The following is a 17,078-nucleotide window of genomic DNA, read 5'->3' as shown; positions in this document are numbered from 1 at the left end:
AAGGAGGTCTTGCGAGCGATGGAAATCCGGATTTCAGGTCACCAGGTCGAAACCGGTGAGGCGCTTCAGGACCACGCCACGGCGCGCCTCAACGCAATCGTCGAAAAGTACTTCAGCCGCGCGCAAACCGCGGTCGTAACCCTCGGCAAGACGCCGCCCAACGCCTTTGCCTGCGACATCGTGATGTACGTGGTGAACGGGCTGGTGCTCAAGAGCCGCGCCGAATCGCCCGATGCCCACCAGGCGTTCGACGGCGCGGCCGACAAGGTCGAAAAGCAGCTGCGCCGCTACAAGCGCCGCTTGAAGGACCGGCATGAGCGGGCCTCCTTCGTAGCCGAGGCGGAAGACGCTGCCTACACCGTCTTCGCCCCGCGGGAGGAAGCCGAATCCCAGGACGAAGAGGATGATGGCGCGCAGGAGGCGGACTATGCCTCCCCCGTGATCGCCGAAACTCGGGTCGATATTCCCGAAGTCAGCGTGTCGGATGCCGTGATGATGCTGGACTTGCGGCACACCAACGCCTTGTTTTTCAAAAACGCTGGCACCGGGCGGCACAATATGGTCTATCGCCGGGACGACGGCTCGATCGGGTGGGTCGAACCTTCCTGAACGCGCCGGCCTCGGCCGGAAACAACAGCCCAAGCGGTCAGGCCTGACCGGCGGAGTTCCCGCCGCGTCGGGCTGTCCCTTGGCAGAGTTCGTACAGCGACTGATAAGAAGCCATGAATCCCCTCTTTTCCATTCACCCGGATGCGGTTGCCGAGGTCGAGGCCAGCAGCAAGCGCACGATTCTGGACCAGCTCGCCCGTACGTTTGCCGCCGGGTACGGGCTCGATCGCGCACATGTCCTGGACCAGCTGGAAGAGCGGGAAAAGCTCGGCAGCACCGGTTTCGGCCGCGGCGTGGCCATTCCGCACGCGCGCGTACGCGGCTTGCAGCGTCCGGTGGTCGCGCTGCTGAAGTTGTCGGAGCCGGTGGATTTCGCGGCGGCGGACGGTCTGCCGGTCGATCTTGTCTTCGGCCTGCTTTCCCCGGAAAACTCGGGCGCAACCCATCTTCACGCACTGGCCGCGATTTCCCGGCTGGTGCGCGACGAACGCATGCATGAAGCGCTGAGCGAGGCGCCGGATTCCGAGGCGCTTTACGCCCTGCTGACGAATGTCACGGACCGCGACGTCGCCTGACCCCCGACCAGACGCCGGGCCTGGCTCCGCGCCGGATGCGCCTCGCGCGGGCGGTTCGGGCGCGGCGCTGCATTATCGGGCGCTTGAATCGCTGTACGCTTCGGCGCCGATCAACGCGCTGTTCTCCTCCCGGCTGGAAATCGTTGGCGAAGGGCATGCCCGGATCCGCTTCACCGTGGATGACCGGCTGCACCACGCCGCGGGCGCGGCGCACGGGACGGTCTACTTCAAGATGCTCGACGATGCGGCATTCTATGCGGCCAACACGCTGGTGACCGATCGCTTCCTGCTGACCACCGGCTTCAACCTCCACTTCACCAAGCCCGTCAGGGGCGGAGCGGTCATCGCCGAAGGACGCTGGGTCAGCGGCAAGCGCCGGGTGTTCGTAGCCGAAGCTCGCTTGGTCGATCAGGACGGGGAGGAGATCGGCCGCGGCACCGGCACCTTCATGCGCTCCCGCATTCCCTTGTCGGGGCTGCCCGGTTACCGGGCCGATCCTGCGTGAGCGAGCGGCTCCCGGCCCACCTTGAGGCAGCAGGGCTGATCCGCAGCGTCGAAGCAGCGGGCGGGTTCGCCGTGGTTCTGGCGAAAGGAGAGCGCGACGCCGGTACGATCCTGGTAGTATGCCTGGAAAATGGCGCAAACGCGCGGCTTTATGAGCGGATGCCGCAGCGTGACGGCACCCGCAGTTGGGTTCTTGCCCGCAGCGAAGACCCCGAAAACCCGCTGGATTTCTCCGAGTATTGCCAGCGCCGCAAGCGGCAGGACCCGGATTTGTGGATAATCGAACTGGATATCGCAAACGCTGAACAGTTCATCGACGGGTTGGGAACTTCAGGTTGATCGCCTGAGCGAAACGTTTAGGGGCCCGGTTCCTCCAACAGCGCAGGCGATTCGCAGCACGGCTTTTCGGCCGTGACGAATTAGCGCGCAGACGGGGGACGGCCGGCAGGCGGTTTAATGTGGACGATCGCAGTACCCGTCGCCCAAGGCGGCACGCGATTGTCAGTCTGCGTCAGGTCCGTCCACCGCCGTGATGACGGAACATATGAGCCGCAAGACTCACCGCGCGGGCGCCTTTGCCGCCATTGCCATGCTTGTTACCTCTTTCTTCGGCGCCGCCAGTTCCGGCGCCTTCGCTGAAGACCCTGTTTCGCTCCAGCCGGCCGTGATTACGGCCCAGAGCGAAGTCCAGAGCGAAACCGAGATCACCCCCGGCCCGCGCTTCGTGGCCCAGGAAGTGGTCCAGCCCCTGCCGGCGACCCCCCTGCCCGACAGCGCGGAACTGCCCGCTGAAGAGGCAGAAAAGGTCGATGCTCCCACAGCTTCTCTGGTCGAGCTGGTGGCCGAAATCCCTGCCGACGATGCATTGTCGCGCGACATGACCTGCCTGGCCGAAGCCGTCTATTTCGAAGCGCGCGGAGAACCGCTCGATGGTCAGATCGCCGTCGCGGAAGTGATCGTGAACCGCGCGCAATCGCCGCTATTTCCCGATGACTACTGCGCTGTCGTGACCCAGCGCTCCCAATTTTCCTTTGTTCGTAACGGACAGATTCCCGAGCCGAAACTCGGCTCACCCGAATGGCGCAAGGCCAAGGCGGTTGCCCGTATTGCGCACGAGGAATTGTGGGATAGCCCGGCAAGCGACGCGCTGTTCTTTCACGCGACTTATGTGAAGCCGAAATGGGCCCGCACCAAGCTCGCCGCCGCGACCATCCAGCGGCACGTGTTCTACAAGTAACAGGAAGGCCGGCGCATCAGCCGGCCAGTTCGACCCACACAGGGGCGTGATCGCTGGCTTTTTCCCGCCCGCGATGCGCCTTGTCGACCCCGGCGGCGACCAAGCGGTCGGCCGCCTCGGGCGACAACAGCAAGTGGTCGATCCGGATACCCAGATCGCGCGGCCAGCAGCCGGCCTGATAGTCCCAGAAGGTCCATACCCCGCCGCGCGGGTTGAGCGTGTCGATCGCGTCGGTCCAGCCTTCGTTGAGCAGCCGGCGGTACGCATCGCGCGACTCCGGCCGAAACACCGCGTCCTGCGCCATGGCGCGAGGGGACCAGACGTCCTTGTCATCCGGCGCGACGTTGTAGTCGCCCAGCACGACGGTCGGCACTTCGCGGGCCATCAACTCCTGCATCCGCTGGTGCAGCCGTTCCATCCACGCCAGCTTGTAATCGAACTTTGGGCCCGGCTGCGGGTTGCCGTTGGGCAGGTAGAGGTTGGCCACTCGCAGGCCCTTCACGTCGGCCTCGAGGTAGCGCGCCTGCTCATCCTCCTCGTCTCCGGGAAGGCCCCTCAGGACCTCAACCGGCGCTTCACCGTCGGCAAGGATCGCCACGCCGTTGAAGCTCTTCTGGCCGTGCCAGATCGCCTTGTACCCAAGCTTCTCGAATTCCTCGGCCGGAAACACATCGTCCGGGCACTTGATTTCCTGCAGGCAGGCGACGGCGGGGCGGGTTTCCTCCAGCCATTCGAGCAGGCGCGGCAGGCGCGCCTTGGTGCCGTTGATGTTGAAGCTGGCGATGCGCAAGGTCAGATCCCGAAGCTGGAGCCGCAGCCGCAGCCGGCCGAAGCGTTGGGATTTTCCACCCGGAAGGCAGCCCCGCCCAGCGATTCGACGTAGTCGACGACACTGCCGTCCACCAGATCGAGGCTTATTGGATCGACCACCAGCCTGACCCCGTCGGTTTCGCTGACGATATCGTCAGGCTCCGGCGCTTCGGTCAGGCCGAACTTGTACTGAAAGCCCGAGCAGCCGCCGCCTTCCACGGCCAGCCGCAGGATCGCGGGCTTGTTCTGTTTTTGAGCGATCCAGCCGACGCGCGCGGCGGCGGATTTCGTGAGAGAGAGGGTTCCGGCCATGCCTCCGATGTAGGAGGCGCAGGCCACGCCCTCAAGCGGTTCAGACGGTGCGGATATATTCGCGCATCTGCCGGGCTTCGGTTTCCACCTTGTCGAGCCGATGCTTTACGAGGTCTCCGATCGAGACGAAGCCCGACAGCCGTCCCTTGTCGACTACCGGCAAGTGGCGAATCCGCCGCCGCGTCATCAGCTCCAGCGCATCCATCACGCCGGTGGAGGAGTCGACGGTGATCGCGGGCGCGGTCATTACTTCGCTGACCGGCCGCCGCAGCACGTCCGCACCTTCGTGGGCAATGCAGTACAGCAAGTCGCGTTCGGAAAAGATTCCGATCGGCTTGCCGCCATCCAGCACCGGAAGTGCGCCGATCCGGTTTTCCGCAAGCTTGCGTGCGGCGTGTTCAACGGTAGCGTCGGCGGTGCAGCTGATGATGGTCTGGTCGCGGTTTTCGAGTACCTGGGCGATGGTCATGGCTTCTCTCCCCTGCTGAGGGCATCATGCCATGACTCGCCCGTTCGGCAAAATGCTTGGCCGCTTCGGCGGAAATCGGGGCAGAGACTGTTTGCCAACCCGCGTTCCGGCGGGCATCAGGGCGCGATGACGCGCCGTTCCCCGCTCGACGACCCGGAAAAGGCCGCCCACGCCTGGCGGCGGTACCGGCGCCTGATGCGCTTCATGTTCCTGGTGACGGTTGGCGTGGTGATCATCGCGCTGCTGCTGTTCTACCGGGAATTCGGCGCGATCTCGATCCACTTCTTCATCGCAACCGCGCTCGGCATCGGGCTGATGATGCTGCTGATGTCGGCGCTGATGGGGCTGGTGTTCCTGTCGAGCGGGACGGGTCACGACGAGTCGGTCGACTCAAGCCTGGAGGACGAGGATCACTGATCGGAGGCGCTAAGCCGGTATTCCTCGACCGGGCGGCCGCCGATCAGGTGTTCCTGGATGATCCGCTCCAGCACGTCTTCGGTGCAGGAATGGTACCAGACCCGGTCAGGCCAGACGACCGCGATCGGGCCGGCCGCACAAATTTGCAGGCAATCCGCCTTGCTGCGCTGTACCCCGCCGCACCCGCGAGACTTTGGTCCCGCGAGCCGCAGTTCCTTGAGCCGCCGTTTGAGGTACTTCCACGCCCGCTGCCCGGTTTCCCGGGAACAGCATTCCTGCTTTTCCGCCAGGGCGCAGAGGAAGATATGCCGCTCGATCTCCTCGCCGCCAATCTTGGCGAGCGCGCGTTCGGCCTTCGTCAGTTCGGAACCGAAAATAGCGCGCTTAGCCTTTCTTGCCGGCGATACGCGCGATTTCCGCCTTCACCAGCCGCTCCACGATCGGGGGCAGATGGGCATCGAGCCACTGGGCCAGCATCGGGCGAAGCATTTCGCGGACCATGCTTTCCAGCGAAGTTTCGCCGGAGCGGACGATCTGGGGCGATGCGCCCGGTTCCGACAGGACCGCCAGCGCAGCGAGCGATTCGCGCATTGCCCGGGCAGAGCGTTCCGCCGTCAGCGGCGCTTCGTCGTCAGCCGATTCGGCGTCGGAAAACTCATCCGCTTCGCCGAGGTCGAGCACATCCTCGTCCTCCTCCGCGTGTGGCTGGCGCAAGGCGCGCGCGCTTTCGCGGTTGTCCCGCGCGATCACCTTCTTGATGGATTCGAGGATCTCTTCGACTGAAGGTTCGCCGTCCTGAGGCATTGGCATTCTCACTGTGGCTGCTCGCGGATATCCACGTCCGAGGGAGGGACATCGGTTGTCCGAATTCCGTAGGGCGCCCCGAATGTAGTGGGTGAGAGAGGTTCGTCAATCAAGGGAAGCTCTTCCATTCCGCCGGGAATGTCCGCGGTCTGGGCCGGGATCTCGATCGTGCGGGTGGCGCGGGTCTCCGGATCGGGGTCCCTGCGCCAATCCCAGATCGACCCGCGCACGTCTTCGTAATACACGGTCGGATCGTACAGCGGGCCCGCCTCGGCAAGGTTGAGGTCTTCAGCCTCGGCCCGGCCCATCGCGGCCAGAAGCGTAAAGCCGGCGACGTATTCGGTCCGCCGGGCAGTGACGAGCTGCGCCCGGGCCTGGAGCAGTTCCTGCTCCGCGTCCAGAACGTCGAGGATCTGGCGATTGCCGACGGTCTGTTCCGCCCGCACGCCTTCCAGGCCAAGCTCGGCCGCGCTGACCGCCGCCTGGGTCGATGCGATGATCGCGTTGGCCGCCAGCCATGCGGCGTAGGCACCGCGAACCTGCTGGATCACGTCGCGTTCGACCGCCACCACTTGTTCCAGCGCCTGCGAGGCCCGGGCCTGCGCCTGACGCTCCTGCGCGGCGGGACGCCCGCCTTGATAGAGCGGGATCGTCGCCCGCACGCCGGCTTGTACCGTCGTCTGCACTTGCGGGATCGGTACGTTGATCACGCCAGCGCCGAGAGAGTTCAGGAAGTTGGTGTAGCCTCCCGTCGTGAACGCTTCGAGCTGGGGCAGCCGGCCCGCTCCGGCCACGTCGATATCGTAGAACGCGGCATCGGCGCGTTCCTGCGCGGCGATCAGGTCGGGGTTGTTTTCCAGCGCCGCCGCCACCGCCACCGCCACCGAGTCGGGCAGGTTGGGCAAGGGGGGAGGGGCTTGGAGATCCGTCGGTGCTTCTCCGACCAGCGCGATGTACGTTTCGCGCGCGGTGATCAGGTTGGCCTGCACCGTTCTGAGATCACTTCGGGCGAGCGACAGCCGTGCTTCGGACTGGGCGACGTCCGTGCGAGTGAGGTCGCCGATCTGGAAGCGGTCCTGTGTCGCCTGGAGGTTGATCCCCAGCACCTCCACGTTATTGGCGTTGAGGGCGACCAGCGCTTCCTGCAGGATCACGTCCATGTAGGCGGCGACCACTTGGCTGAACAAGGCGCTTTCGGTTCCGCGCAACTCGGCCCGTCCGGCCAGCACCCGGGTCTCCGCCGCACGAACCGCGTTTCGGATCGCTCCGCCGGAATAGATCGGCACAGCCAGGTTCAGCTGCCCGGTCAATGAACGCTCCGGCGCCGTGAAGGACGCGGCGTTCTGCTTGACGAATTCCGTGTAGGTGCCTTGTGCGCTGGCGGATGGCCGCCCCCCCGATCGCTCGATCGCGACCGTTTCGTCGGTCACGCGCTGCTGGGCGCGTGCGCCCTCGATCGTAGGGTTGGTGAGGTAAGCCTGCCTCAGCGCTTCTTCCAGCGTATCCGCCTGCACCGGCGCCGCGATGGCGCACAGGCATGCAGCCGCAACCGGTCCCGCGCGCAGCCCCCTCCCGGCCATGCTCAGAAGCTCCAGGCTTTCGGTGCAGCGAATTCCCGCAGGACCGGAATGCCCATCTCGGCCAGCGGAAGCAGGGCGGCATCGCCCAGCGCCTTGCGCCCGTAAGCGAGGCGGGTCAGTTCGTTTAGCACGATCCCCGTGACCACCCGGCCGTCATCGGCCAGCCGTTCCATCAGCGTGGAAGGCAGCTTCTCGACTGCGCCGTCGACCAGCAGCAGCGTAAAGCCGCTCGCGCCGCCCGGCTGGAACGCCGCAGCCGGATCGATCACCTCAACCGTGCCGACCAGCGTATCGAGCAGCCGCGGCAGGTATCCGCTGCCTCCGTCCACCACGAGCGCGCGGTCCTGCAGAACCGGAAGGGCTTCCTGCAGCATCGTTCCATAGAACGCCGCAGGCGCCAGATAGCGCCCGTCGCCGAGCGCAATCGAGCGATCGATATAGGCGAGGCTCTTCGCCGATTCCGGAACGAAATCCTCACGCGGGATGCTGCCCATGCGCTTGAGGACAAACGGGGCATTCACGCCGCTTGGTCGAAGCTGGCTGTCGACCATCGCCTTGCGTGCTACTTCAAATCCGGCGAGCCGGTTTTCCACCATGGTCATCGCAAAACTCTCTTGGGGGTTCGGCAGGTGCTTTAGGTGCTAGACCCGCGCAGGCCAAGCGGTTTGACCATAGCGATTGCCGCGCGCCGTGACCTCATCGTTCGACCGGGGGGAATTCGTTTCCGACGAGCGACGTGCAGGGCCTTTTCGCCTGCCTGCGTGCGTCCCTGCCTGATCGACCGGAAGACGACAGCGTTCGACCATGGTGTTGGCGCTGGCAGGCAGCGGCGGGCTAAGAAGTCGAAATGGAAGTCTCGGAGCCTGAAGTCCACTACGCCCGCGTGTCGTTCGAAACCGTACTGGCTTCGATCGCCGGGCTGTGGCTGTGCTATTTCGTGCTGACGACGCTGCGGGCCGAGATCCTCGATCTCGGTTTCGAGAACCAGCTGCTGGGGCGGCGAGCCCTTGCATCCCTTGCCGGAGCGGCGATCACCCTTGGCTTGTGGGTGATCCTGCAGCTGTTCGACAATCGCCCGCTCTGGACGAAGATCGCCGCCGCCCTGCTGGTTTCCGCGCCCGTGGCGCTGGCGCAGGCGCTGGCCAACCAGGCGGCCTTTGCCGACATGGAGCAGGCGATCATACAGCGGGTTGCCGAACAGCAGGGTATCCGGGTGCGGCAGACCGAAAGCGGCGATCTTCTGGTCGAAGTACCCGCGACCGGGGTTTCCAGCCTTGCCGGTCCCGATGCCCCGCACGGGACGATCACCATCGACCGTGACGCGCAGCGCTTGTCCGCGTGGCAGGAAATCACAGAGGTCGCGTTCGGGCGCTACTTCATGATGCTGGCCTGGTCCGCGTTGTACCTCGCGCTGCTGACGGGCGAAAAGGCACGAGCGGCGGAACGGCGCGAAGGCACCTTCCGGCGCGCGGCCAAGGCGGCGGAGCTGCGATCGCTGCGCTATCAGGTCAATCCGCACTTCCTGTTCAATACGCTCAATTCCCTTTCGGCGCTGGTGCTGACGGGCCGGACCGAAGCGGCCGAGCGGATGATCCAGACGATCTCCACCTTTTACCGCCGCAGCCTGGCCGACGATCCCACGTCCGACGTGCCGCTGCGGGAAGAAGTCGCACTGCAGCGCCTGTACCTTGAGGTGGAGGCAGTCCGCTTTCCCGACCGGCTGCGCGTGGACATCCAGCTTCCTCCCGAACTCGCGGACGCGAAGGTGCCCGGCATGATCCTGCAGCCCCTGGTCGAGAATTCGGTGAAGCACGCAGTTGCGGTCTCGTCCGGACAAGTGACCATCGCGATCCACGCGCGGGAGGAATTCGGCCAGTTGGTCGTCACGGTGGCGGACGACGGGCCGGGGGCTTCCGGTACGATTGCGCCGCGCCCCGGTCACGGAATCGGCCTTGCCAACGTACGGGACCGGCTGGAAGCCCGCTTCGGCCGGCAGGCCAGCCTCGTTTCCGGGCTGGTGCCGGAAGGCTATGTCACCACCATTCGCGTTCCCTTCGATCCGGAGAAAGCATGAGCGAGACCGACGGCCAGGCGCTGCGAACGCTGATTGTCGATGACGAACCGCTGGCGATCGAGCGGATGCAGGTGATCTGCGCGGGGCTGGAAGGCCTGGCGGTGGTCGGCACCGCCAGCGACGGCGCGGCCGCGCTGCGGCTGGCCGGAACGCTCAAGCCGGACTTGCTGCTGCTCGACATGACCATGCCGGGGGTCGACGGACTGGCCGTCGCGCGTGAACTGGGCCGCGGCGATTTGCGGCCGGCGGTAATCTTCGTGACGGCACATGACAGCTTCGCCGTGGAAGCGTTCGATCTCGATGCGGTCGACTATGTCCTGAAGCCGGTGACGCCCGACCGGCTGGAGCGCGCGATCGAGCGGGCGATTTCCCGCCGGGGTACACGGGCCAAGGCGGCTGGCGAATGGCTCACCGAGTTCTGGGTGCCGCACCGGTCGGAATTGCTGCGGATCGATGCCGGGCAAGTGGAGCGGATCGATGCCGAACGGGATTATGTCCGGCTGCATGTCCCGGACAACAGCTATCTCCTGCTTCAGACGATCGCGGGGCTGGAGCAGAAACTGGATCCCCGGCAGTTCATCCGCATCCACCGCTCCACCATCCTGCGCCGCGACTGCATCCGCGGCTTCCGGCATGAAGGACTGGGCGTGTGGTCGGCAGAGCTCGCCAACGGCGAAATGCTGCGGATCGGGCGCACATACCTGCGCAAGGTGAAGGCTATGGCAGGCCGGTAGGGGCAGGCCGGCAGGGGCCCGGCGGCAACGCCGAGCGCTCGCGCTGTTCAGGAATGTTCGGCGCCTTGGGCCGGGCAGGTCGGTGCCTGACCCAAGGCGCTACGGCTCAGCCGTCATGGCTCAACCGAGGCGGTTCTTCTGGGCCATCGCCGCAATGTGCTGCTTCAGCTGGTCTTTGGTTTCCTTGTAGCAGAGGCGCGATTCAGTGTCCGGAATGCGGGTGCCGGTCTTGGTGGCGTTGAGGTTGCAGACCTGGCGGGCTGCCTTGTCGAGCCGGCGATCCAGCTCGGCCATGCCTTGCGGGGAGGACAAGTCGAGATCGCGGTACTGGACCTCGACCGAGTTCCCGGCCGGCTGGGCGGCGAAGGCAGGAGCGGCAAGGGCAAGAGCGGCAGCTGCGGATACGAGCGTGAAAATCTTCATGGCGGTCATCCTTCCTCATTGCGCCAGGTCCGGGCAGGGGGTTCGGCTTGAACCTTGGCGTGAAACAGGATTAACCCACCTAGACCCCGGATTCCCGTGCTTCCCGACCATCGATTGAAGCCAGCCGACGAACGAATCGCGCTATCGACCAAAGACTGGCGCGGACCGGCGAAACGCGTTTGGCAATCGACGAAGGAAGCGCCACATTGGCAGGCGTAGTGGCTGTCGTGCTGATCCTGATCCTGGGAGTCGCGAATTTCGCGCTCCACAAGGCCGTGCTCGAAAGCGGGCATCCCCTGCTGGGGCGGGTTCCGTGGTTCGTGCACCTGCTGGGCGGGCGAATCAGCCTGGCCACGGAATTCCTGCTGCTGCTCGCCGCTCTGCTGCTGACGTCCCAGGGGCTGGTCGTCTGGGCTTGGGGTTACCTGGCCTACACCGCGTTCAACGCCGCCGCTGCCTGGTTAATCCTTTCGAATAGGGTTTGACGGGAACCGGCGGGCATGCAGCGCGCTGTAGGGCCATGGCGCGGCAGGGTTCCTTGTGGCTGGTGGTCAACGAAGCGAGCGGCAGCAACGATGCGGCAGCGCTGGAAGCGCTGAATTCTTGCTGCGGCGATGCCGGCTTCCATGTCGCCCGGACGATCTGTTTTCCCGAAGATCCACTGCCCACCGCTGCCGAACTGGATGCGGCAGGAGTAGGAGTGCTGGCGGTGTTTGCCGGAGACGGGACCACCAGCGCAGTCGTGACCTCGCTCTATGGCTGGAACGGTGCGATCCTGGTCCTGCCCGGCGGAACGATGAACCTGCTTTATCACCGGCTTCATGGAGAAACGGCGCTTGAAGCGGTGGTGCACACGGCCGCCAGCGGCCTGGCTCAGCCTGTCCGCCCCCTCATCCTGCGATCACCTCATGGAGACGCCCTGGCCGAGCTTCTGGCGGGTCCGGGAACGGTCTGGAGCGAAGTGCGCGAAGCCATGCGCTCGGCGGACGTCGTCGCCCTGACCGACCGAGCTGCCCAGGCGATCGAGCAGTCGGTCGCCGCCCCCATGATCGCGTGTATCGAGCCGGAAATGGGGCGGGATCAAGGCTATCCGCTGCTCATGCTGTGCCCGCGGGAGAAAGGGATCGAGGTGAACGGCTACTATTCCGACACCCTGGGGGATTATTTCAACCACGGGCTCGCCATGCTGCGGCACAATTTTCGGACCGGACCACATGACGAGCTTGGGCTTGCGGAGGCCCTGCGAATCGTCAGTCTTGGGGGAGGGTCGTTCGGGTTGGCGTTCGACGGGGAGCTGAAGGAAGGCGGCCCGGCGGAAACCTTCCGGCTGGCGCGGTGCGAGGTCGATCTGCTAGCGACACACTATCATGGCTGAACCAACGCTGCTCTTCCACATCAGCGATATCCACTTCGGGCTGGAGGACAACCGCTCGCTCGACTGGGTAAAGCAGGAAATTGCCGAACAACGGCCTGCGGCCGTCGCCATCACCGGCGATTTGACGATGCGGGCCCGGCAGCATGAATTCGATGCCGCCTGCCGCTGGATCCAGTCGCTCGATGTGCCGGTGACGGTCGAAATCGGCAATCACGACTTGCCCTACTTCAATCTGCTGGAGCGGTTCACCAGCCCTTACAAGCGTTTCAGGGCGATCGAACATCTGGTTGAGCGTGAGATCGACTTGCCCGGCATCGCCGTGGTCCCGCTGAAGACGGTGCGTCGCTGGCAGCCCCGCTGGCCGTGGTCCTACGGCTGGATTACCGATGAGGCTCTGGCGCGGACGCTCGGGGCGATCGATGCGCTCCCCTCGGGCACGCGCGCGCTGGTTGCCTGCCATCACCCGCTGGTCGAAGCCGGAACCCGGGGCCACGCGCTGACTCACGGCGGCGATCATGCCCTGGCTGAACTTGCGAAGCGGAACGTGGTGGGAGTGCTGAGCGGGCATGTCCACGATGCCTTCGATCTTCTGCGGGAAACCCCCAACGGGCCGGTGCGGATGATCGGTGCGGGAACGCTGTCCCAGCGGATTCGATCAACCCCGCAGAGCTTCAACGAACTCCGGTGGGACGGGGAACGGATCGATGTCCGCGTCCGCTCGATCGAGGATATACCGACACCGGACATGCAGATCGACGACGTGCCCGAAGACGCGCTGCCTCCGCGTACCCCGGAGGAGCCGGTGGCGCCGGTCCAGCATGTTCCGCGCACCGATCCCCCGGTGCACTGACCCGGACCGTGCGTTCGATCAGCCCGCGACTTCCAGCTGTGTAAAACGGGCAGGGATGATTGCGCGGGTCTGAAAGGAGCCGTTCGGCCGCTTTTCGACCACGCTCAGTTTCTGGACATCGGCCCCTCCAAGCGGAAGCACGATGCGCCCTTGGGGGGCAAGCTGTTCGACCAGGTCCGGCGGAACCTCCGATGCGGCGGCGGTCACCAGGATGGCATCGTAAGGCCCGTGATCGGCCCATCCGCGCGAGCCATCTCCCACGCGGACCTCGATATCGTAACCAAGCGCCAGGAACTGGCTTTCCGCCGTTTCTGCAAACTCCTCCACCACCTCGACGCTGAACACTTCCGCACCCATTTCGGCCAGGATCGCGGCTTGGTATCCGAGGCCGGTTCCGATCTCGAGCACGCGCTGCCCGGGCTCGAGATCCAGCAGGTCTATCATCAAGGCGCCGATAAACGGCTGGGAGATGGTCTTTTCAAAGCCGATCGGCAGCGGTGTGTCCTGATACGCCACCGCCATGAGCGGCTGAGGCACGAACAAGTGCCGCGGCACTTCCATCAGGGCGCGGCGCAAATCGGGACTGAGCACGCTCTTGCCGATTTCGTCGCTGGCGAGGTCGAGATGCATCTCGACGATCTCGACCATGTGCCTGCGAAGAATCGCAAGGTGCTTTTCGGTCAGGGGCTTCATGAATTCCTCCGGCTCTGATCCGAATAGCGGACCCGCCGGGGCTTTGTTCCAAGGATTGCGGGGACTCGGTGGTGAGGTTCGGCAGTTTGCGGTTACTTCGGCTGGAGCAGGAACTCCGCGTGGACCGTCACCTCGGACGTGATCTCTCCCGGTTCGATCGGTGTAACGCCAATCCTTGATCCGGTAACGACGATCATCTGGCGCTCATCGCTGCGAAAGCTGCGATCGGACACCCGAACCACCCGGGAAACTTTCATCCCGAGGGCGTCGGCATAGTTTTGCGCCTCATGCAGCGCTGCGGCGACGGCGGCCCGTTCGGCTTGCCGCTGTACAGGCGTGGGATTGCGAAGGGAAAAGACCGGTCCGCGAATTTCATTCGCCCCCGCTTCGAACAGGAGGCCGATGAGTTCGCTGGCCTGGGCGACTTGCACCAGCTCGATCTCCAGCGAGTTGCGGGCGATATAGCCGGTAATCCGGGGAGCCTGCTCTTCGCTTTCGTCCCGGTTCCGGTTGCCGGCAAAACGCGGGTTCACCGACAAAGATGCGGTCTGGAGTGTCCCTATCGGGATCCCTGAGGCTTTGACGGCCCCGATCATCCGGCCGGCGAGCTCATCGTTTCGGTTGAGCGCCTCGATCGCCGTCGACCCGGTGGTAACGATGCCGGCGGTTACCGTCATGACGTCCGGAGCGGCCCGTGCAGTGCCCGTCGCTTCGATCTGGAGCAGGGTGCCCGAAGCGGCGGGAACTTCCGGGATAGCCGACTGCGCCAGAACCGGCGGACTGGTTGCAAACACAACCGAGGCGGCCATGGTTCGCCACATCTGTCCCATACCGTCTCCCCCGCAAGCACTGCCAGTCTAGCGGGGGAAGCACTGTTCGCAAGCGACTGGAAGGGGCGACAGGCGCATACAAAAAGGGCGGCCCGTTTCCGGACCGCCCCTTGATTGCGAAATTTCGCTTCGCTTAGCGCTTCGAGAACTGGAAGCTGCGGCGAGCCTTGGCCTTGCCGTACTTCTTGCGCTCGACGACGCGGGGGTCGCGGGTCAGGAAACCGGCGGCCTTGACGGTGCTGCGCAGCGCCGGTTCGAACTTCGACAGCGCCTGGGCGATGCCATGCTTGACCGCGCCGGCCTGGCCGGAAAGCCCGCCGCCGGTGACGGTGCAGACCACATCGTACTGACCGTCGCGGCCGGCGATCCCGAACGGCTGGTTGATCACCAGGCGCAGGGTCGGACGGGCGAAGTAGACTTCCTGGTCACGGCCATTGACCGTGATCTTGCCGCTGCCGGGCTTGATCCACACGCGGGCGACTGCGTCCTTGCGGCGGCCGGTGGCGTAAGCGCGGCCCTGCGCGTCAAGCTCCTGCTCGCGCAGCGGGGCGTTGCTGACCGGGATGATCGGGGCAGCCGCGGCATCTTCGGACGACGCGTCGCTGGATGCATCGGCGGAAGCGGCAACCGCCGTGCGGAGATCCGCCAGGTCGGAAAGGGTGCCGGTGTTGGTGCTGCCCGTGTCGGGGGTGGTTTCGTCGGCCATCACTTGGCTGCCTTGTTCTTGCGGTTCATCGAAGCAACATCGAGCGGCTGGGGCTGGGTGCCCGCGTGCGGATGCTCGCTGCCGGCATAAAGGTGCAGCGCCTTCATCTGCTGACGGCCGAGCGGGCCGCGCGGAATCATGCGCTCAACAGCCTTTTCCAGAACGCGTTCTGGAAAACGGCCTTCCAGCACCTTCTGGGCGGTCACTTCCTTGATCCCGCCGATATAGCCGGTGTGCTTGTAATAGACCTTCTCACCCAGCTTGTTGCCGGTGAAACGGACCTTGTCGGCGTTGATCACGACAACGTGATCGCCGCAATCGACGTGCGGGGTGAAGCTGGGCTTGTGCTTGCCGCGCAGCAGGTTGGCGACGATGGCGGCGAGGCGGCCGACGACCAGCCCTTCGGCATCGATCAGGTGCCAGTTCTTTTCGACCTCGGCCGGCTTGATCGACCGGGTCGCTTTGGTGAGCGCCTTCATGGCTGTTCTTGTCCTTGTTCAATCCGTCCGCGCAGCGTGCCGGCGGCATCGGCGCGAGAAGGGCGCCATTTGTTCTTTTGGACCTCTCAAGTCAAGCGATTCTGCGCCTTTGGGGGGAGGTATAATAATACCTTCAGGATTTATCCGCCAGCAGCGCACCCAGCCACAGCGCGGTGGCCGGCGTGCTTTCGGCGCATCGCCAGCCGAGGATCGCGGGGTCCTGATAAGGGTGGATTTCCGCCAGACGGGCGCAGGCGCGCTCCAGGAGGGCAGCATCAGTCTTCAGCAGTGCGCCGCATTCACGCGATTCGCCCCGTTCGCCCTGCCAGCAGTAGAGGGAGCGCATGGGCGGGAGGATGTTCGCGCAAGCAATCAACCCTTCGTCGAGCAGGGTCGAGGCCGCGGCTGCTGCGCTGTCCTCATCCGCGAAAGGGCACCAGACCAGCGCAGGTCCTTCCGGCTGCCCGGGGGCCGGACTCACGCCGGTCGCCGCCCGAGCACATGGACGCCCCAGGCCACCGCCGCGACCAGCAGGGCGCCGACCAGCTGGTGCGCGACTGCCAGCCACAAGGCGACGCCCGACCAGACGGTGGCGATGCCCAGCAGGATCTGGATGCCGAAGGCGCTGTGGATCGCGACCGAGGCCTTGCGCGCCGGACGGCGGATCCGGCGGGCGAGCACCACCAGCAGCGCCACGACCACCCACGCCCCCCAGCGATGGACGAAGTGAACCAGGAAGGGATCGGTCAGGAACGCCTGAAGGACGCCGCCTGCCCAGTAGACACCTTCGGGAAAGAAGCTGCCCTGCATCAGCGGCCACGAATCCCAGCTGAACCAGCCGCCCCCAGCGACCACGCCGGAGCGCATTCCGGCAACCTGCGCGCCGAAGAACAGCTGGATCGTCAGTATGATCAGCACGAGAGCGCCGAAGCCCGTCAGGCGCGCTTCCTCTTCGCCGCGGGCGAGCGCCCGCAAGTCCAGTGCGGTCCAGATAAGGCCGCCGAGCGTGAACAGTGCCACCAGCAAATGGGTCGCCAGCCGGAAGTGGCTGACCCGGTCACCGGCATCGGCGGAAAGGCCGGAGGACACCATCCACCAGCCGATCACTCCTTGCAGCCCGCCGAGAGCCAGCAGGGCGACAAGCCGCGGCTTGTACCCGGCGGGAATTGCTCCGCGAATCCAGAACCACGCCAGCGGCAGCGCGAAGGCGAGCCCGATCGCCCGGCCGAGCAGCCGGTGGAGCCATTCCCAGAAGTAGATGAACTTGTAGTCGGCCAGGGTCATCCCGGCGGGACCGTTGACCTCGATGTATTGCGGAATGCGCTGATAGGCCGCGAATTCCGCCTGCCACTGCGCGTCGGTCAGCGGGGGAAGCGCACCAGTCACCGGCTTCCACTCGGTGATCGAAAGCCCCGATTCGGTCAGGCGGGTGATCCCTCCGACCGTCACGATCAGCACGACGAGCGCGGCGATCACCAGCAGCCAGTTGGACACGGCGATCGGGCGCAGCGCGCGCGCGGGAATCGCGGGCGCGCCGTCGATTCGTCCAGTTGTTGCAACCATGCCGCGCCCCTGCGCCGCGCGAGCGCGAATCGCA

Annotated in this window: 25 protein-coding genes; 11 read left to right on the top strand and 14 right to left on the bottom strand. The window is 65.3% G+C overall.

The window, feature by feature from the left end; all coding sequences use genetic code 11:
• Positions 1 to 18: 18 nt before the first annotated feature.
• The 5 genes from hpf (at position 19) to ELY13_RS07580 (ending at position 2,925) form a co-directional block, all read left to right on the top strand.
• On the top strand, positions 19 to 609 hold the full coding sequence (gene hpf, locus ELY13_RS07600) for a ribosome hibernation-promoting factor, HPF/YfiA family (RefSeq protein WP_126173301.1): 591 nt from the start codon (positions 19 to 21) through the stop codon (positions 607 to 609).
• Positions 610 to 722: 113 nt separating this feature from the next.
• A complete protein-coding gene (locus tag ELY13_RS07595) occupies positions 723 to 1,184 on the top strand; it encodes a PTS sugar transporter subunit IIA (protein WP_126173300.1) in 462 nt (153 codons plus the stop codon).
• Positions 1,159 to 1,689, top strand: coding sequence for a PaaI family thioesterase (locus ELY13_RS07590; RefSeq protein ID WP_126173299.1), 531 nt, complete (start codon positions 1,159 to 1,161; stop codon positions 1,687 to 1,689). The genes ELY13_RS07595 and ELY13_RS07590 overlap by 26 nt, the downstream gene beginning before the upstream one ends.
• The gene (locus ELY13_RS07585; RefSeq protein WP_126173298.1) at positions 1,686 to 2,027 is read left to right on the top strand and encodes a DUF1491 family protein; all 342 of its coding nucleotides are present in this window, start codon (positions 1,686 to 1,688) and stop codon (positions 2,025 to 2,027) included. Before ELY13_RS07590 ends, ELY13_RS07585 begins: the two co-directional genes overlap by 4 nt.
• Positions 2,028 to 2,220: 193 nt before the next feature.
• Complete coding sequence (locus tag ELY13_RS07580; RefSeq protein WP_241233592.1) at positions 2,221 to 2,925, top strand: cell wall hydrolase; 705 nt, start codon at positions 2,221 to 2,223, stop codon at positions 2,923 to 2,925.
• Between the two features lie 16 nt (positions 2,926 to 2,941).
• Here the strand turns inward: ELY13_RS07580 and xth are convergent, their stop codons facing one another.
• Genes xth through ELY13_RS07565 form a run of 3 tightly spaced genes read right to left on the bottom strand, consistent with a single transcriptional unit; the run spans position 2,942 to position 4,516 of the window.
• A complete protein-coding gene (xth, locus tag ELY13_RS07575) occupies positions 2,942 to 3,715 on the bottom strand; it encodes an exodeoxyribonuclease III (RefSeq protein ID WP_126173297.1) in 774 nt (257 codons plus the stop codon).
• Positions 3,716 to 3,717: 2 nt separating this feature from the next.
• Positions 3,718 to 4,047 carry an iron-sulfur cluster insertion protein ErpA gene (gene erpA / locus ELY13_RS07570; RefSeq protein ID WP_126173296.1) on the bottom strand — a complete coding sequence of 110 codons (330 nt, stop codon included), beginning with the start codon at positions 4,045 to 4,047 and terminating at the stop codon, positions 3,718 to 3,720.
• Positions 4,048 to 4,087: 40 nt separating this feature from the next.
• Entirely contained in the window at positions 4,088 to 4,516 is a 429-nt protein-coding gene (locus ELY13_RS07565; RefSeq protein ID WP_126173295.1) for a CBS domain-containing protein, read from the bottom strand.
• A gap of 126 nt (positions 4,517 to 4,642) precedes the next feature.
• Between ELY13_RS07565 and ELY13_RS07560 the strand changes: the two genes are divergently transcribed.
• Positions 4,643 to 4,933 carry a hypothetical protein gene (locus ELY13_RS07560; protein WP_126173294.1) on the top strand — a complete coding sequence of 97 codons (291 nt, stop codon included), beginning with the start codon at positions 4,643 to 4,645 and terminating at the stop codon, positions 4,931 to 4,933.
• Here ELY13_RS07560 and ELY13_RS15340 read toward each other — a convergent pair.
• From ELY13_RS15340 to ELY13_RS07540, 4 genes are read right to left on the bottom strand one after another with little or no spacing between them, the layout of a single operon-like run.
• A complete protein-coding gene (locus ELY13_RS15340; RefSeq protein WP_126173437.1) occupies positions 4,927 to 5,310 on the bottom strand; it encodes a (2Fe-2S) ferredoxin domain-containing protein in 384 nt (127 codons plus the stop codon). The genes ELY13_RS07560 and ELY13_RS15340 overlap by 7 nt on opposite strands.
• A gap of 7 nt (positions 5,311 to 5,317) precedes the next feature.
• Positions 5,318 to 5,737, bottom strand: a complete 420-nt coding sequence (locus tag ELY13_RS07550; protein ID WP_126173293.1) for a DUF2497 domain-containing protein — start codon at positions 5,735 to 5,737, stop codon at positions 5,318 to 5,320.
• Positions 5,738 to 5,745: 8 nt separating this feature from the next.
• Positions 5,746 to 7,317: a TolC family outer membrane protein gene (locus ELY13_RS07545; protein WP_126173292.1), complete on the bottom strand. Its 1,572-nt coding sequence runs from the start codon at positions 7,315 to 7,317 to the stop codon at positions 5,746 to 5,748.
• A gap of 2 nt (positions 7,318 to 7,319) precedes the next feature.
• Entirely contained in the window at positions 7,320 to 7,919 is a 600-nt protein-coding gene (locus tag ELY13_RS07540) for a protein-L-isoaspartate O-methyltransferase family protein (protein ID WP_126173291.1), read from the bottom strand.
• 245 nt (positions 7,920 to 8,164) lie between these two features.
• On the opposite strand from ELY13_RS07540, the gene ELY13_RS07535 reads away from it, so the two are divergent.
• Together ELY13_RS07535 and ELY13_RS07530 are read left to right on the top strand one after the other, a co-directional pair.
• A complete protein-coding gene (locus tag ELY13_RS07535) occupies positions 8,165 to 9,391 on the top strand; it encodes a sensor histidine kinase (protein ID WP_126173290.1) in 1,227 nt (408 codons plus the stop codon).
• Positions 9,388 to 10,125: a LytR/AlgR family response regulator transcription factor gene (locus ELY13_RS07530; protein ID WP_126173289.1), complete on the top strand. Its 738-nt coding sequence runs from the start codon at positions 9,388 to 9,390 to the stop codon at positions 10,123 to 10,125. Before ELY13_RS07535 ends, ELY13_RS07530 begins: the two co-directional genes overlap by 4 nt.
• Positions 10,126 to 10,245: 120 nt before the next feature.
• Here the strand turns inward: ELY13_RS07530 and ELY13_RS07525 are convergent, their stop codons facing one another.
• Entirely contained in the window at positions 10,246 to 10,548 is a 303-nt protein-coding gene (locus ELY13_RS07525) for a UrcA family protein (protein ID WP_164549739.1), read from the bottom strand.
• A 179-nt stretch (positions 10,549 to 10,727) separates the two neighbouring features.
• Between ELY13_RS07525 and ELY13_RS07520 the strand changes: the two genes are divergently transcribed.
• The 3 genes from ELY13_RS07520 to ELY13_RS07510 are packed head-to-tail and all read left to right on the top strand — an operon-like array spanning position 10,728 to position 12,773.
• Positions 10,728 to 11,033, top strand: coding sequence for a hypothetical protein (locus tag ELY13_RS07520; protein ID WP_241233591.1), 306 nt, complete (start codon positions 10,728 to 10,730; stop codon positions 11,031 to 11,033).
• 35 nt (positions 11,034 to 11,068) lie between these two features.
• The gene (locus ELY13_RS07515) at positions 11,069 to 11,923 is read left to right on the top strand and encodes a diacylglycerol kinase family protein (RefSeq protein WP_126173287.1); all 855 of its coding nucleotides are present in this window, start codon (positions 11,069 to 11,071) and stop codon (positions 11,921 to 11,923) included.
• Positions 11,916 to 12,773: a metallophosphoesterase family protein gene (locus ELY13_RS07510; protein ID WP_126173286.1), complete on the top strand. Its 858-nt coding sequence runs from the start codon at positions 11,916 to 11,918 to the stop codon at positions 12,771 to 12,773. Before ELY13_RS07515 ends, ELY13_RS07510 begins: the two co-directional genes overlap by 8 nt.
• A gap of 18 nt (positions 12,774 to 12,791) precedes the next feature.
• Here ELY13_RS07510 and ELY13_RS07505 read toward each other — a convergent pair whose 3' ends face one another.
• From ELY13_RS07505 to ELY13_RS07480, 6 genes are all read right to left on the bottom strand, one after another.
• Positions 12,792 to 13,466 (bottom strand): protein-L-isoaspartate(D-aspartate) O-methyltransferase, encoded by a 675-nt coding sequence (locus ELY13_RS07505; RefSeq protein WP_126173285.1) that lies wholly within the window; start codon positions 13,464 to 13,466, stop codon positions 12,792 to 12,794.
• Positions 13,467 to 13,558: 92 nt separating this feature from the next.
• Positions 13,559 to 14,275: an SIMPL domain-containing protein gene (locus ELY13_RS07500; RefSeq protein WP_164549738.1), complete on the bottom strand. Its 717-nt coding sequence runs from the start codon at positions 14,273 to 14,275 to the stop codon at positions 13,559 to 13,561.
• A gap of 154 nt (positions 14,276 to 14,429) precedes the next feature.
• Positions 14,430 to 15,002: a 30S ribosomal protein S9 gene (rpsI, locus tag ELY13_RS07495; RefSeq protein WP_126173283.1), complete on the bottom strand. Its 573-nt coding sequence runs from the start codon at positions 15,000 to 15,002 to the stop codon at positions 14,430 to 14,432.
• Positions 15,002 to 15,481: a 50S ribosomal protein L13 gene (gene rplM / locus ELY13_RS07490; protein WP_126173282.1), complete on the bottom strand. Its 480-nt coding sequence runs from the start codon at positions 15,479 to 15,481 to the stop codon at positions 15,002 to 15,004. The genes rpsI and rplM overlap by 1 nt, the downstream gene beginning before the upstream one ends.
• Before the next feature lie 133 nt (positions 15,482 to 15,614).
• Positions 15,615 to 15,962 carry a divalent-cation tolerance protein CutA gene (gene cutA / locus ELY13_RS07485; RefSeq protein ID WP_126173281.1) on the bottom strand — a complete coding sequence of 116 codons (348 nt, stop codon included), beginning with the start codon at positions 15,960 to 15,962 and terminating at the stop codon, positions 15,615 to 15,617.
• Complete coding sequence (locus tag ELY13_RS07480) at positions 15,959 to 17,044, bottom strand: COX15/CtaA family protein (RefSeq protein ID WP_126173280.1); 1,086 nt, start codon at positions 17,042 to 17,044, stop codon at positions 15,959 to 15,961. Before ELY13_RS07480 ends, cutA begins: the two co-directional genes overlap by 4 nt.
• Positions 17,045 to 17,078: the final 34 nt, after the last annotated feature.

Source organism: Altericroceibacterium xinjiangense (assembly GCF_003958635.1).
In the GTDB taxonomy this organism is placed as follows: domain Bacteria; phylum Pseudomonadota; class Alphaproteobacteria; order Sphingomonadales; family Sphingomonadaceae; genus Altericroceibacterium_A; species Altericroceibacterium_A xinjiangense.
The sequence above is the reverse complement of the archived record's forward strand: the minus strand, read 5'-3'. Positions and strand labels throughout refer to the sequence as shown.